General features: G+C 45.3%; 15 protein-coding genes and 1 pseudogene. 4 read left to right on the forward strand and 12 right to left on the reverse strand.

The annotated features are described in order from the left end of the window. Positions 1-9 precede the first annotated feature (9 nt). From DWX61_RS09420 to DWX61_RS09465, 10 genes are all read right to left on the reverse strand, one after another. The gene (locus DWX61_RS09420; protein WP_118624967.1) at positions 10-1227 is read right to left on the reverse strand and encodes an aspartate aminotransferase family protein; all 1218 of its coding nucleotides are present in this window, start codon (positions 1225-1227) and stop codon (positions 10-12) included. Continuing rightward, positions 1224-1904, reverse strand: a complete 681-nt coding sequence (locus DWX61_RS09425) for a cytidylate kinase-like family protein (RefSeq protein ID WP_118512817.1) — start codon at positions 1902-1904, stop codon at positions 1224-1226. The genes DWX61_RS09420 and DWX61_RS09425 overlap by 4 nt, the downstream gene beginning before the upstream one ends. A gap of 13 nt (positions 1905-1917) precedes the next feature. Beyond that, positions 1918-2658, reverse strand: coding sequence for an amino acid ABC transporter ATP-binding protein (locus tag DWX61_RS09430; RefSeq protein ID WP_118624969.1), 741 nt, complete (start codon positions 2656-2658; stop codon positions 1918-1920). 14 nt (positions 2659-2672) lie between these two features. Continuing rightward, the gene (locus tag DWX61_RS09435) at positions 2673-3437 is read right to left on the reverse strand and encodes an amino acid ABC transporter permease (RefSeq protein WP_244790493.1); all 765 of its coding nucleotides are present in this window, start codon (positions 3435-3437) and stop codon (positions 2673-2675) included. Positions 3438-3455: 18 nt separating this feature from the next. Continuing rightward, a complete protein-coding gene (locus tag DWX61_RS09440) occupies positions 3456-4328 on the reverse strand; it encodes a transporter substrate-binding domain-containing protein (RefSeq protein WP_118624971.1) in 873 nt (290 codons plus the stop codon). 228 nt (positions 4329-4556) lie between these two features. Beyond that, a complete protein-coding gene (locus tag DWX61_RS09445; RefSeq protein ID WP_118624973.1) occupies positions 4557-5753 on the reverse strand; it encodes a PucR family transcriptional regulator in 1197 nt (398 codons plus the stop codon). Positions 5754-5987: 234 nt separating this feature from the next. Beyond that, positions 5988-7229: an MFS transporter gene (locus tag DWX61_RS09450; protein ID WP_118624975.1), complete on the reverse strand. Its 1242-nt coding sequence runs from the start codon at positions 7227-7229 to the stop codon at positions 5988-5990. A 441-nt stretch (positions 7230-7670) separates the two neighbouring features. Next, positions 7671-8795, reverse strand: a complete 1125-nt coding sequence (locus tag DWX61_RS09455; RefSeq protein WP_118624977.1) for a DUF362 domain-containing protein — start codon at positions 8793-8795, stop codon at positions 7671-7673. Between the two features lie 100 nt (positions 8796-8895). Next, complete coding sequence (locus tag DWX61_RS09460) at positions 8896-9363, reverse strand: DUF2284 domain-containing protein (protein ID WP_118169079.1); 468 nt, start codon at positions 9361-9363, stop codon at positions 8896-8898. 65 nt (positions 9364-9428) lie between these two features. Next, positions 9429-10301, reverse strand: a complete 873-nt coding sequence (locus DWX61_RS09465) for a LysR family transcriptional regulator (RefSeq protein WP_118624979.1) — start codon at positions 10299-10301, stop codon at positions 9429-9431. 155 nt (positions 10302-10456) lie between these two features. On the opposite strand from DWX61_RS09465, the gene DWX61_RS09470 reads away from it, so the two are divergent. Genes DWX61_RS09470 through sdaAA form a run of 3 tightly spaced genes read left to right on the forward strand, consistent with a single transcriptional unit; the run spans position 10457 to position 13241 of the window. Next, the gene (locus tag DWX61_RS09470) at positions 10457-11677 is read left to right on the forward strand and encodes a dicarboxylate/amino acid:cation symporter (protein ID WP_118624981.1); all 1221 of its coding nucleotides are present in this window, start codon (positions 10457-10459) and stop codon (positions 11675-11677) included. Between the two features lie 5 nt (positions 11678-11682). After that, the gene (gene sdaAB / locus DWX61_RS09475; protein ID WP_118624983.1) at positions 11683-12351 is read left to right on the forward strand and encodes an L-serine ammonia-lyase, iron-sulfur-dependent subunit beta; all 669 of its coding nucleotides are present in this window, start codon (positions 11683-11685) and stop codon (positions 12349-12351) included. Positions 12352-12371: 20 nt separating this feature from the next. Next, entirely contained in the window at positions 12372-13241 is an 870-nt protein-coding gene (gene sdaAA, locus DWX61_RS09480) for an L-serine ammonia-lyase, iron-sulfur-dependent, subunit alpha (protein ID WP_118624985.1), read from the forward strand. A 218-nt stretch (positions 13242-13459) separates the two neighbouring features. Here the strand turns inward: sdaAA and DWX61_RS09485 are convergent. Beyond that, a pseudogene (locus DWX61_RS09485) lies at positions 13460-13639 on the reverse strand (RelA/SpoT-related domain-containing protein); the annotation flags it as partial. A 132-nt stretch (positions 13640-13771) separates the two neighbouring features. Next, a complete protein-coding gene (locus tag DWX61_RS09490; RefSeq protein WP_243119187.1) occupies positions 13772-14494 on the reverse strand; it encodes a TraX family protein in 723 nt (240 codons plus the stop codon). Positions 14495-14797: 303 nt separating this feature from the next. On the opposite strand from DWX61_RS09490, the gene nudC reads away from it, so the two are divergent. Continuing rightward, a complete protein-coding gene (nudC, locus tag DWX61_RS09495; RefSeq protein WP_118624987.1) occupies positions 14798-15634 on the forward strand; it encodes an NAD(+) diphosphatase in 837 nt (278 codons plus the stop codon). Positions 15635-15732: the final 98 nt, after the last annotated feature.

Raw genomic sequence — 15732 nt, forward strand, 5'->3', positions numbered from 1 at the left:
CTCCTCCGCTTATTCTGAAAGTGCTTTTACTGTCTCTTCAATGATGGCAGCCGCCTGATCACAGTTCTCCTCTGTAATGATCAGCGGCGGTACCATACGGATGGTATGTACTCCGATTGCAGTGATCAGAAGATGGCTGTCCAGACAGCCATGCTTTACATCCACACCGTAAATAGCATCATCAAATTCCACGCCTACCAGAAGGCCCTGCCCGCGGACTTCTTTTACATGAGGGATCTTTGCAAGTTTTTCCATAAAATAAGTACCCATTTTTTCCGCATTGCCAGCCAGATCTCTGTCGAGAAGTTCACCAACCTCTGCAAGTGCCGCAGCACAGGAAACCGGATGTCCGCCGAAGGTTGTTCCGTGGGAACCAGGTGTGAATGCTTTTGCCACTTCCTCTGTAGCGCAGATCGCGCCGATCGGCATACCTCCTCCAAGGGCCTTTGCCATGGACACGATATCCGGTTTGATCCCGTAATGCATATAGCTCATCACCTTACCGGTTCTGCACCAGCCTGTCTGAACCTCATCAATAAGAAGGAGCATATCGTTCTCATCACAAAATTCCCGAAGTCCCTTCATAAATTCCATGGTTGCCGGATGGACACCACCCTCGCCCTGTACAGGCTCTATCATAATGGCAATGGTATTTTCCGTGCAGGCATCCTTGAAAGCCTCAAGATCATTGTACGGTGCATAGGAAAATCCGTAGGTCATAGGACCGAAGCCAACCTGGCATCCGTTTCCCGGCTGTCCGGTGGCGGACATGGCACCAAAGGTTCTTCCATGGAATCCCATTTTTGCAGTTACGATATGATAACGGTTCGGACCATATTTTTCGATTCCGTATTTTCTTGCCATTTTGATCATAGCCTCATTTGCCTCTGTACCGGAATTCTGGAAAAAGATCTTGTCCATTCCGATGGTAGTGCAGACTTTTTCCGCAAGAAGTGCCTGTGGAATGGTATAAGGATAATTGAAGGTATGCATCAGTGTCTGTGCCTGGTCTACCACGGCCTTTACCACCTTCTCATTACAGCTTCCGGCGGAGTTTACGGCAATACCTGCATAAAAATCCAGATACTTTTCCCCTTTTTCATTGTAGATATACTGATCTTTTGCGCTTTCTGCCAGAAAATCCATTCTCTCATAGGTCTCGATCATGTATTTGTTTACTTTTTCCTTGATATCCTCAAATGTCAGTCCTATTTCTTCCAGCTTCATTTCTTTTCCTCCCCTTTTGTGATCTGTTCTGATAAGATCTGTTCCCGTGTGATCAGACCCTTCATCACCAGATATTCTTCGATCATCTTTACGCATCCTGCAATTCCGACTTTTTCACTGTTCAACGTCATATCGTAATTGACGGGATTAGTCCAGTAATTTCCTTTTGTATAATATTTATAATAGTCCGCCCTGTACTTATCTGTATTCTCAATGGTGGCTGCTGCCACATCTGCGGATACCTTCATCCTCTGCATGGTCCGCTCCAGACAGAAGGCACGCGGCGCTTCGATATAGATACTTACCACATTTTTTCTGCCCTTTAAGACATAATCCGCGCATTTTCCGACGATCACGCAGGATTCCTGATCTGCCAGGTTTCTGATGATCTGTGACTGATACTCAAACAACCGGTCATCAGAAACAAATTTTTCATTTCTTGCAATGTACTGTCTGGATCTGGGCAGCCCTTTAAGGAATCCTGTAAATCCTCCGTTATTGCGGATACGCTCATTGATATCCAGGAAGAGCTTTTCATCCAGTCCGCTCATCTGGCTTGCCAGTGTCAGGATACGGTTTTCATAACAGTGGATCCCAAGGTCTTTTGCCAGCATGGAGGCGATTTCCTTTCCGCCGGTTCCAAAACCTCTGGCAAAGGTTACAATAAAATTTTCCATTTTATACTCCTTCCTATCCTGCCAGATAACGGCTCAAAAATTCTCTGGTACGGGCATTTTTAGGATTTTTAAACAGCTCCGCCGGAGGTGCATCCTCCACAATGTAACCCTGATCCATAAAAATCGTCCTGGTGGAAACGTCTCTGGCAAATGCCATCTCATGGGTTACAATGATCATGGTAAGTCCTGTTGTTGCCAGTTCTTTCATAACATTTAAGACCTCTCCTACCATCTCCGGATCCAGAGCTGAGGTAGGTTCATCAAAAAGCAGAACCTCCGGATTCATGCAGAGAGACCTTGCAATGGCAACTCTCTGCTTCTGTCCACCGGAAAGCTGTGTGGGATTTGCATTGATAAACGGTGCCATTCCCACCTGTTTCAGATGCGTGATGGCCCGGTCAAAAGCTTCCTCTTTTGACAGATGGAGTACTTTCCTTGTACAGAGCATACAGTTCTGAAGAACGGTCATGTTATTAAAAAGATTAAAGGACTGAAATACCATTCCTACCTTGGAGCGATATTCATTGATCTCTTTCTGGACTGCTCCGATCTCTTTTCCATGATACCGGATCTTTCCGCTGGTCTGGGTCTCCAGCTTATTGATACAGCGAAGCAGAGTGGATTTTCCGGAACCGGAGGAACCAACGATACAGATGATCTCCCCGGGAGCCACATTAAAATCGATCTTTCTCAGTACTTCATGTTTTCCAAAGGATTTGCTTAATTCTTCTACGGATATGATGGCATCACTCATAACTTCTTCCCTCCTTACGGATTATCCATATATTCCACTGCCAGTACATAGTTCTCTGTTTTCTTCATCTTCTTTTCCAGGAAGGTGAATAACCGGTTGAATACAAAGCAGAGTACAAAATAGATCACTGCGATAACAAGATAGGATTCAAAATATTTATAATAATTTCCGCCTACGGTCTTGGCTGCCATAAACAGCTCCTGTACTGCGATGACGTTAAGAACGGAAGTCATTTTCAGATTTGTGAGAAATGTGTTTGCCATTTCCGGAATGATGTTTTTGAATGCCTGCGGAAGGACCACATAGATCATGGTCTTCATGGGCGACATTCCCATAGCCCAGGCGCCTTCTCTCTGTCCCAGATCAATGGAACCGATTCCGGCTCTTACTGTTTCAGCCATGTAAGCTCCGGTATTTAACACCGTTACCATGACACCTGCAAACAGCGGTGTGATATTTACGTTTGCTTGCCGGATACCATAATATAGAACCATTGCCTGCACGATCATTGGTGTGTCACGGAAGATCTCTACATAGACTCTGCAGATTGCTTTCAGTATCCAGAAAATTCCTTTTTTCAGAACACTGTCTCCCTCGTTGATCCGGATATCCTGAATGATCCCGATGATGTAGCCCAGCAGGAAACCCAAAAGGGTTCCTGCTACTGCTATATAGAGCGTCAGCCATGTTCCTTCCAGAAACATACTGGAATATTTTTTCGCCAGGAATATCATCCATTCCAGAGAATTTGTCGGATCTGTAATTGAAAAACCTAACATATCTCCACCCCGCTTTGATTAGTTTGCTGCCGGCTGCTGTGTCAGGACGGTATCCATAAGCTCATCCATTTTTTCCTTGTCATCCCAGCCAATATCATCCATGGCACCCTGCAGCTTATCTCTCAGCTCTGTATCATCTTTTCTTGTTGCGATGCAGACATTGACCATTTCATCATCATTTTTAAAGGTATCCTTCTCATCCAGGTTGATGATCTTCAGATCCTTGTTTGTCAGTGCTGCTGATTCTGCTGTAGGAACATCTACAACGCAGACATCTGCAACTCCGTTAGAGATTGCCATAAAGCACTCTGATGTTGTCTCATAGTTTCCGGACTGCTCTGCACCGTCGATCTGATCCAGAAGCGGTACCCATCCGGTTCCAAGCTGTGTGGTAACCTTGCAGCCTGTTCCTGCAAGATCGGAAAGACCTTTGACATCGTCATATTTGCCTCCTGCCTTTACCACGATACAGTTATCTCTGTAATAATATGGTTCTGTAAATGCATATGATTTTTCTCTTTCTGCCGTTTTTCCCATGCCAGCGATGATACAGTCATAATCGCCGGCATCCATGGAGATTCCAATGGAGGACCACTCAACCTTATGGATCTCCAGCTTCATTCCAAGCTGATCTGCAAGCTTCTGAGCTACTGCCACATCGTAGCCATATGCGTAATAATCACTGCCGTAAATAGGTTCTGCCTTGCTTCCGTCCGGAGTTGTATCTGTATCCTGGGTCCAGTTGAATGGTGCATATGCACATTCCATGCCAACCCTTAACACATCCTTATCTGATTTGTCTGCTGCCCATGTGGAAGCCGCTGTAGATGCTAACATTGCTGCGGAAATAATACCTGTGATCACCATTTTGCCTAAAAGATTTTTTTTCATATTCGTTTCCTCCTCTTCTACATAGCTGGCACAAAACATATTTAGCTGGTCGACCTGAACGTTTTCGCCTGTAAACAACAAGGGCGCTGAAAGAAATTTTTCATTTCCTTCAACGCCCTTGTTGTTTGATAGACTTCATTATACTCAGAAGAAGCTTTTCGTCAACTTTTATTTTGCACAAATTAACTGTTCATTTTGCACAGTGTTGTATTTATATGAACCTGTTCTTCAGGAAAACATCAGCTGCTTGATCAGGATACAGTTTATCATATCCAGATATTCCATATAGTCATCCAGTTCAAAATCTATCAGCTCCTGGATCTTATTCAGCCGGTACTGCAGAGAATTTCTGTGAATAAAAAGTTCCTTCGCCGTTTTTCCGACGCTGAACCCGTTCATGTAATAGGCAAGCAGGGTATCCAGGAGAAACGTTCCGTTGGCATGATCATATTCCTCCAGCTTTCCCAGCCGTTCATTGCAATAATTCAGGATCTCATCATGGTTGTCGTTGTTGAACAGATACTGATAAATTCCCATGGCTGTTGCACTTAAAACTTTCTTGTGCTTGGGATTTGGAAGTATGTCTTTTTTGGGGATCAGACGCTTTGCCTCCTGATAGCTGGTGCCGAAATCTGCCGGATTGGTGTAGATACCGCCCAGGATACAGGTGCTTCGGATTGTTCCGTGAAACTGCGGACTGGCATCGATCTTCTGCAGAACCTTCTCCAGCTCATGTTCAATGCTTTTGTCTTTTTTTGCCTCAAAAAGAAGGACAAATTTGTTGAGAAACCGAAGGAACATGGGCTTTCCTTCCATTGCCATGACTTCCTGGTTCAGATAATTGGCATAATACTCGTAGATATGCTCATCCTGCTCCAGATTGATGCCGTACTTCCGGTCAGCCACAATGATCCCTACTCTGCAGGGTGTTGTAAAGTTGATCCCGAACTGCTGGGAGATTTTTTCGATATAGCGGTCATTAATATCATAGCCAAACAGAAGATTGTAAAGATAATCTCCCATCCGCCTGTTCTGCATTTCATATTCCAGGATGATTTTTCCCACACTCTGGGCAATATCCACAAAAGAAGCTCCCTTCCACCGGATGTAAAACAGCGGGAGCTGAAGCGCATTGGCTTTGTCGATCATCTCCTTCGGAACGGATTCTTTGTCATCGGTGATTGAAACCCCAAAGCCGGAAATTCCAAGCCTATACAGTTCTTCCATGGCTTTCTGTGCTTCTTCCAGGTCAAACCGGACATAGTCTACCACACACAGGGCAAAATTTCCCTGGTTCATATGTTCCTCAAAAGGCCGGGTCTGCACCATATAGGTCCATGTGACAGGTCTTGTGAGACCTTTTTCCCCAGCGATCAGCTCCACTCCGTCCAGATGCAACTCCAATATATCCTGGCAGGTGATCATATGCATCAACTCCTTATTATTGCAGTATTTCACGCACTCTCTTCCATAAACAGGCAAAAACAATACCTGATTTTCTCATCCTTCAGTTATCCTAGCAGAAATATCTGGTCCCTGCAACTCACAATTCTGAGGCTGTCAGCGCTAAAAATGCCATCAGCATTTTTCACTGATGGCATTTTTCTGTTCCTGTATCAATATTATTTATTTTCTGCTTTTTTACGTCTTTCTGCAAGATCATGCATAACTGTCAGATATGTCCGTCTTTTTTCTTTCCTGCACAAGATTCCGTCCAAGCAGAGTCAGGCATACAAATGCGATCACTGCAAAAACAGCTCCGATTCCAAATATCACGTTCATCTCATAGCCTTTGCTGCTCACCAGACCGGAGATCGCCGGTGCGCCAAAGGTTGCAAATACGATGCCGAACATGACGAATCCGTAATTTTCCCCGGTGTGCTTCATTCCGAAAACAGAGCTTGTCAGAGACGGGAAGCTTCCCATGATGCCTCCGTAGCAGCCGTACATCAGAACAATGGCAACCGTTACTGCCAGGGAGCTTGATACAGCAAGAACTCCCATAGCGATCACCGCCACGATCAGCACTCCTTTGATGCAGACGATCCTGCCTGCTTTATCTGCCAGTGTTGGAAGCACCAGTCTTGCTCCCGCATTGACAATGGATCCAAGCATAACGGCGCTGACTGCCACTGCAGACGGGATTCCAAGGTCGATCTGGTAGGTCTGTGATACCGGTGAAACCATAAAATAAGAAATCAGTCCAAAGAACATGGTCGCAAGAAGAAGATAAAAATTTCTTGTATGCATCATCTCTCCGGATGTATACTGCTTCATCTCCGTTGTCCCGGACTTTGACGCAGAGCCACCTGCGTTCACCAGACTCTTAACGGGTGCCTGAAAAAAGATGCCGCACAGGATCCAGGAAACTGCGATGGCTGCCCCAATGATCAAAAAGGTTTTCTGCACACCCTCTGCCTCCAGCAGCTTTCGACTCAGTGGCGCCAGGAAAAATCCACAAAGTCCGTTGGCAGTTACCACAACGCCGGAAGCAAATCCGGTACGGTCCGGGAACCATCTCTGCACGGTTGCCAGGATCACCGTGTAGATCATTCCCTGTCCGAATCCCTGCATCACTCCATAAGAGAGATACATAGGAAGCGGTGTGGGAACGATCAGAAATGCGGATGCCAGGATTCCTGCCGCAAAGATCCCGCCTCCGATCCATACGATCGTCTTTTCCTTAAAACGGTTCTGCATCCTTCCGCCTACGATATTTCCGAATACAAAGGTGCTCAGTGCCAGATAAAAGCACATGGATGCCTGTCCCTGGCTCCAGCCTGCCTGCTCCATCACATAGGGCTGGTAAATAGACCATACATGGGGATATCCGGTAAAAAAGATCGCGAAAGCTCCGAATATCATAGTCAGCAAACACTGTTTTTTCTGTATTCCTGTCATAATTTCCTCCTCTGAAAAAGATTTCCGGCCTGCTCTGTACTCTCTGCTCACAGAATGCAGCCTGTTTCTGTTCTCACGATCTGCACGTTTTCCTGCACATTAGCTCTGCTTATTCCTGATATTCTTTTATTTGCGTGCCATTATTCTTTATTTGCGTGTCAAATGCGTGTTAATTATATTGTGTGTATGTTATCACACGCAATCTTATTATTCAATATAAATTTACAGCTTTTTCTGTTTTCTCATTTATGTCCAAATTTTCCTGTTATTTCTTTGTATATTATTCACAATGATCGTCTTTTAGGCACGCATATGCACGCATATATTTTTTTATTTAAAATACCGTTTTTATCCGTTTTTTCTATTTTATATTTCTTAATTCGCGCAAAAAGCACGCCATGTTACAGGCGTGCTTTCGTGATTTTATATGATTTCTGTTGCTTATTTGATTATCTTCAGCTCATATTCCCTGGTTCCCAGGCCGATCTTTTCTGCCTGATCCAGAGTTGCCTTCCACTCAATATTCGGATTGGAATCCTTAAAGTGGTCATGATGACAGTGCCATCCCGGCTCGGCCAGATGCTCTCCAAGCTGGCTGTTGGCGATCGGTGTTGCCTTCAGGCAGGCATCTGCACAGGCCTGATCCAATGCAACCGGGTCAAAGCTTGCGAACATTCCGATATCAGGAAGGATCGGCGCATCATTTTCACCATGGCAGTCACAGTTAGGGCTGATATCCTGTACCAGTGCAATATGGAAATGAGGACGTCCGTGACAGACAGCCTGTGCATACTCTGCCATCTTGCGGTCAAGAAGCTCGTTTGCACTGCTGTTCGGATTGTATACGGCATCATAGCTGCAGGCACCGATACAGCGGCCACAGCCTTTGCATTTATCGTAATCGATAACTGCTTTCTTATTTACATATGTAATCGCATCACTTCCGCACTCTTTCGCACAGCGGCGGCAGCCACGACAGATATCTTCATGGATGGCCGGCTTTCCGCTGGCATGCTGCTGCATTTTTCCGGCACGGCTTCCGCAGCCCATACCGATATTCTTCAGGGCGCCGCCAAAGCCGGTTGCCTCATGTCCCTTGAAATGGCTGAGACTGATAAAAATATCTGCGTCCATGATAGCATGTCCGATCAGGGCAGTTTTGCAGTATTCTCCGTTTACTACCGGAACTTCTACTTCATCGGTTCCTCGAACTCCGTCACCGATGATGATCTGACATCCGGTTGTGATCGTGTTAAATCCGTTAAGATTTGCACAGTCCAGATGCTCCAGTGCATTCTTTCTGCTTCCCGGATAAAGAGTATTACAATCTGTCAGGAACGGCATTCCGCCCTGCTCCTTACAAAGATCTGCAACTACCTTTGCATAGTTCGGACGAAGGAATGCCATATTTCCAAGCTCTCCGAAATGCATCTTGATGGCTACGAATTTTCCATCCATATCGATATCTTTGATTCCTGCGGCAACGCAGAGTTTTTTCAGTTTGTCCAGCTGGCTGGTTCCCACCGGACAGCGAAAATCAGTGAAATAAACTGTTGATTTCTCCATTCTGGTTTCCCTCCTGTTTGATCATTTCAAAATAAATTTACCCTTTTCCTGACAATATGTCTAGTTTTTATACAAAAAATGTATAAAAAGATGCGCTGCTCTACTCTCGAAAAAGAATCTGCGAAAAATACCGGAACTTTCCATCATTGGTCCAGCACTGCATTCCCACAGCATCTGCCATCTTCTGCGCATCCACACAATAGGCAGACATACAGGAATTATGCTTGTACGGTCCGGCGCTCATGATCAGAATATCTGTTTTTCCGCACTCTTTCATCTTCTCTGAGAGCTGCTCTGTCAACTTATTATGTGCAAGCTTGGCTTTTCTATAATCCATGAATCTGTCCTGCGTCGTCTGGAGCACCAGGGTGTTCTCATAATCCAGGGCACGTTCCTTCATTTCTTCCACAGTCCCGCTTTCCGGTGGACATGCAGGATTTTTATCATAATTACCACAGGCATTTTCTTCACAGAAAACACGGTATTCCGGCACAAACACCAGCTTATCGGTTTTCATGACCGCAGCATCGGAAAAGCCAAGCTTCTTTGCTTCTTCAATAAAATCCATTTTTCTCTCCTGTTTTTTTTTCTTTTATAGTGCCACATTTTATTTGTTTTTACAAGCTCTGACTTTCACTCTGCCGCCAGACGGATAAACTCCTCCATCTCTCTTGTCTTAAACTTATTTTTATGGTAAAAGATCTGCCGGTACATGGATATCTCCACATCTTCCACATGTAAAAGAGCAATTCTTCCTTTCCGGATATCCCGCTCCACAGCCAGATAGGGAAGAAAGGAAAGTCCGTGGTTCTTTTCCAGCATGCGGATGATAAAAGCAGTATCGCTGATCTCCAGCACCGGTGACAGGGCCTGCTTCTTAAGTGCCAGCTGCTGGTCCAGAGCCTGTCGATAATTGGCATTCTTTTCCGTGAGAAAAAAAGGCTCTTCCAGAATATCCTCCATTTTCAGCGTCTTTCCCGCAAACTCCGAATCTGCAGAGGCCACAAATACTACCGGCTCCGCCTTCTCCATGACCTTCATCCAGTTCTGCTCCCACCTTGGGGTATCCAGTATGTAAATCAGATCCAGCCCGTTATGCTCCATCATTCGTATCAGCTGTTCCGGCGTATCAATAGTCACCTGCATATTTACTTTCGGGTGAAACTCACGAAATTTGCTGAGAACAGCCGGAAGCTTTGCTGTGCAGAGAGATTCAATAGTCCCGATATGTAATGGATTTTTCAGTTCCGCATCATCATTCATTGACTTTTTTGCTTTATTTACGTCATATAAGATCCGGCTTGCATGCCCCATAAACTCTTTTCCGGACGGAGTAAGCACCACACGCTTTCCGGTTCTGTCAAAAAGTCTTGTTTCCAGCTCATTTTCCAAAAGACGGATCTGGACAGTGATAGCTGACTGGGTGTATCCCAGAACCTCTGCTGCCCTGGAAAAACTCTGAAGCTGTGCTACATGTACAAACGTCTCCAACTGACGGATTTCCATTATTTTCTCCCTTTTTCTATGAAATTTTTTCATCGTGATGATGAAATCTGTGAATTTGCTTTATTTTTATGTCAATGTTACAATACAATCACGAGGACGTCAATCGTATTTTTGTGCAAAATGAATAAATTCATACTTAGGAGGAAAGAATCCAAATGGAAAAGAAAAAAATCAAGATCGGACTTGTGCCGAAGCTGATCATTGCCATCATCATAGGTATCCTGTTCGGCCAGTTCCTTCCGGAAGGCTTCTGTCGCTTTGTTGTAACCCTTTCCGGATTTTTCAGTACCTTTCTGAAATTCGTCATCCCGCTGATGATCCTTGCCTATGTGACCATGGGTATTGCGGATCTTTCACAGGGTGCAGGGAAGCTTCTCCTGATCACAGTGGCTCTGGCTTATGGCTCCACTCTGATCGCAGGTTCCGCATCCTATCTGGTATCATCCAGCCTGTTTCCGCACTTTATGAGTGAAGGTGCACTGGATCAGATCGCAGCTACCGCAGACGCATCCCTGACACCGTTTTTCTCCATCACACTGGAGCCGGTCATGGATACTCTTTCTGCTGTTGCCCTTGCCTTTGTCATGGGACTGTGCCTCTCTTCCATGCGCGGAAAAGAAATGGGAAACAGCCTTTATAACGGAATGAGCGACTTTTCCAAGATCATTGACAAAGTCCTTCATACCATTATCATCCCGCTGCTTCCACTTTACATCTGCGGAACCTTCACAGATATGACTATTTCCGGAAAAACCTTTGCCATCTTAAGCATCCTCTGGAAGGTATTCCTTGTTGTTATCATCATGCACCTGATCTGCATTACCATCCAGTTTCTGGTCGCAGGTACAGTAAGCAAGAAAAATCCTCTTACTCTGATCAAAAATCAGATTCCAGGATACACAACAGCACTTGGTACCCAGTCTTCTGCTGCTACCATTCCTGTTAATCTTGAATGTGCAAAAAAAGACGGTGTATGCGAGCAGATCCGTAACTTTGTAGTTCCGCTCTGTGCCAATATCCATATGGCAGGTTCCATGATCACCATCACAGCCTGCGCAACTGCAGTCTGCCTTATGAACCAGCTGCCGATCAGTCTCGGTACTGTTGTTCCGTTTATCATGACTCTTGGTGTTGCCATGGTTGCATCTCCCGGCGCTCCTGGCGGTTCCATCATGACTGCTCTTCCATTCCTTTACATGGTATTCGGAGCTGAAGCCGGTGATCCGGACGGTGCAATCTGCGCGATCATGGTTGCCCTTTACATTACCCAGGATTCCTTTGGAACAGCCTGCAATGTATCCGGTGACAATGCTATCGGCGTGATCGTTGACACTATTTATAAGAAATTTATTGCAAAAACACCACAGGAGATTTAAGTAAAATGTCTTTTATCAGTGTATTTGACGTTATGGGGCCCAACATGATCGGCCCTTCCAGTTCTCATACCGCAGGGGCTGCGCGCATTGCTTTCCTCGCCCAAAAGATGATCACGCCACCCCTGAAAAAAGTGGAGTTCATCCTTTACGGTTCCTTCGCCAGAACATACAAGGGACACGGTACAGACCGTGCCCTCCTTGGCGGGATCATGGGCTTTTCTACTGATGATATGCGCATCCGGAATTCTTTTGACATTGCCAGGGAACAGGGGATCGACTTTTCCTTTACTCCAAATGAAGCGGAAACCGATGTCCATCCCAACACTGTAGATATCCATATGGTCAATGAACAGGAACAGGAAATGACAGTCCGGGGGGAATCGCTGGGCGGCGGCAAGGTCCGTATTGTGGAGATCAACCACGTAAAAGTGGATTTCACCGGCGAATACAGTGCCATTATTGTAATCCATCAGGATACTCCTGGTGTTGTGGCCTACATCACCAGATGCTTAAGTGAACGTAACATTAACATTGCCTTCATGCGCCTCTTCCGTGAATCCAAAGGAACCACAGCCTATACTATCGTGGAATCCGACGGTCATCTCCCGGAAGATATCGTAGAAAGCATTCACCAGAACACCAACATCCATGATGTCATGGTTGTTCAGATGTAGGGAAAGGGAGGATGTGTTTTATGGATTTCAAAAATGCCAAGGAACTCCTTGCTCTCTGCCAGGAAAAAAAGCTTCCGATTTCCGAAGTAATGCGCCAACGTGAGATCCTTCTCGGTGAAACCACTGCTGAAATCGTGGACCAGCGCATGGACCGTGTTCTGGAGATCATGAAGGACGCTGCATTTTCCCCCATCAAAGATCCCGTGATATCTATGGGCGGACTGATCGGCGGTGAAGCCCGAAGACTCTGTGAATTTCATGACCTGGGAAAAAGCCTGTGCGGAAATGTTCTCGGAAAAGGTATCACCTACGCTATGGCAACCCTTGAGACCAACGCTTCCATGGGACTTATCGTTGCCTCTCCTACTGCCGGCAGTGCCGGGATCGTTCCCGGAATGATGCTTGCTCTTCAGGAGGTTTACGGATTTTCCGATGAAAAGATCCGCCAGGCACTTTTTAACGCAGGTGCCATTGGTTATCTTGCCATGCGTAATGCAACAGTTGCAGGTGCTGTTGGCGGATGTCAGGCTGAGGTCGGAATTGCTTCCGCAATGGCTGCTTCTGCTGCTGTGGAACTTCTTGGCGGTACACCTCTTCAGTGTACTTATGCTGCTTCCACAGTTCTTATGAACATGCTTGGACTTGTGTGCGACCCTGTAGGCGGCCTGGTGGAATATCCCTGCCAGAACCGTAACGCAGCCGGTGTTTCCAATGCCCTGATCGCAGCGGAAATGTCACTGGCCGGTATCCCCCAGTTCATCCCTCTGGATGAGATGATCGATGCCATGTATACCGTAGGCAAAAAGCTCCCTGCAGAGCTTCGTGAGACTGCTCTTGGCGGATGCGCAGCCACGCCGTCTGCCTGTGAGAAATGTCATCTTTGCAGCTGATGAGCAGAGTATAACACATAATAAACAGGGTCCCGACTGAAATGACTCAAACAACAAAACGGAGAATTCCTGAACTTCTTTTTTAGGGAATTCTCCGTTTTCTTTTTTATAACAGGCATTCTGATCTCACATTCGCTGATTGTTCGGATTTTTTCAATTTTATTTCGTAATTCCAGCATTCTGTAGTCCAGATTCGCAATTTCTTCTGCATATTTTTTTTATTCTGCTTCAATTTCCGCATTGTCTCTTTTTTTATAATACAACTCATATTCTAACACAGACCAGTAATCCATCGCAATGGTCCGAAGCTGTATTTCCATCAGTTCTTTCTGTTCACCTTCCGCAGAATAGATGGGGACTTTCACAATGAGATGCAGGCTTTTGCAGCCGTTTTTCTTTGGATTTCTGAAAGAGTTTTCTCGCTATTTTTCTGTTTTCTTACAGAATTACTATGTTTTATGTGGATATGAAATTTATTTTCGGCAATCTATCCGATTATAAATATTAGAAAGATTTTATTTTATCTCTTACTATATTATAACGCGGACTATACTCAGTACCAGCAGATGTGCCGGATAAAAAACATAGAAAAACCATTTGGAAAACTTCGGTGCTTTTTCGGATTTTTTGCCATTATAGAAGCATAGGATGATGATTCCTGACGCCACGATCCCTAATGCCGAAAGCAGAGCATGGATCATTGCCGGTCCGGCTGCCATTTTTTCCACGTAGGAGCTGTAGTTAAACAGCGCAAAAAGGATAGCACCGACTCCGTACGCTGTTATCATCCTCTTCCTGTTCCCCCAGCCTTCATGGAACCAGATGGTAAAAACCGGTGCCAGAATCGCCCAGTCCGAACAAATGGATAGTAGAAGGAGCAGGATCAAAAGTGGAATTCTCCATTTACTTGCCATCATCCTTTCCTGAACAACCAGGATCATAAAACAGATAAACAGAGTAAAGATCATATTCAGCTGTGAATTCCCAAAAGCCATCATATAGGGAACCTGGGAGATCCCGGCAAAGATCAGAAGTCTTTCACCGTATTTTCTCCGGGAATGTGTATAGTAAAAACCTTCCACAAGAAAATAGCACATGGTAATGGCTGTGAAGTAGCCAATGTCTATAAACGCTTCCCACAGGATCGTGTTTTCCGGCAAAAGCACGTTGGCGATATGATTCAGAAGCATGGTAAAAATTGCCAGATATTTAATGGCATCTCGGGTCAGTCCCGGCTTTTCTGTTGTTGACATGATCTCCTCCTTCTATGCAGAAAAATTTTCAGACCTTTCACATCTCCTGCACAATATAATACATTTATCTTACACTGATTTTCTGACTCATACAACTTTTTTTGTTATTTCTGGTCATCAAAAGGACAGTTGCTGTTCACTGGTAATATTCCGCGAGGTGTTTTTTGTGAGCGAAGGTCACAGAAAAGGACAGTTGCCTTTTTCTCAAGGTAAGCTTATACTGTAGAAAACGTGCTGTATTTATATGGCAAAACTTCTCAGCAAACGCTGCAAAACAATAAATTCAGAAAGGAATTATCGATCATGATCCAGGATATCGCACCACATACCTATCACAATGAGTACAAACCTGTGGCTCCGGATAAAGAAAGCCACATCCTCGCCTATGGAGAAGGAAATATCCTTATGAAAAAAGATGGCGAAACTATAACTCTTCCAAGCTTTGGAGAGCTGGAAGGAAAAGTTGAAAATCTCTATGAGAATTATATCTATCTCTTCTCTGTTGATGAAGAACATTTTTATCTGATCCCGGATCTGGATACCAGCCTTCTTCCCGGATATCAGTTTGAGATCATCCGTGTGCTTCGCACAGCAGAGCCTCAGTATCTGGCTTTTGCCGGAATCACCGGATACCAGCTTTTTCAGTGGTACAGCAAGCGTCGTTTCTGTGGCTGCTGCGGCCAGCCAATGGTACACGATAAGACAGAGCGCAAAATGATTTGTCCTTCCTGCGGAAACGGAGAATATCCGGTACTTTCCCCGGCTGTGATCGTTGGCGTTACCAATGGCGATAAGCTGATCCTTTCCAAATATGAGGGACGAAGCCACACACGTTATGCCATGATCGCCGGTTTTGCCGAGATTGGCGAGACTATTGAAGAAACTGTACACCGCGAAGTTATGGAGGAGATCGGCGTAAAGGTCAAAAATCTCCGCTACTACAAGAGCCAGCCATGGTCTTTCTCCGGCACTCTCCTGTTCGGCTTCTACTGTGACCTGGACGGCGACGACACTCTCACTGTAGACCACAACGAACTCTCCATGGCCTCCTGGTTCAACCGCGAGGAAATCCCGGATGAGGGTGATAATATCAGTCTTACCAAGGAAATGATGATGGCATTTAAGCATGGAAAGGCCTGAAGTATCGCTTGCCTGATTCCGTAAACAATTTTTCGTAACCAATTTCACAAAAAAACACCGACCATTCATCTGTACCATGTTCTGTCCAGGCTGCCAGA

Origin of the sequence: Ruminococcus sp. AF20-12LB, from assembly GCF_003478985.1 — a bacterium.
Lineage (GTDB): Bacteria > Bacillota > Clostridia > Lachnospirales > Lachnospiraceae > Blautia_A.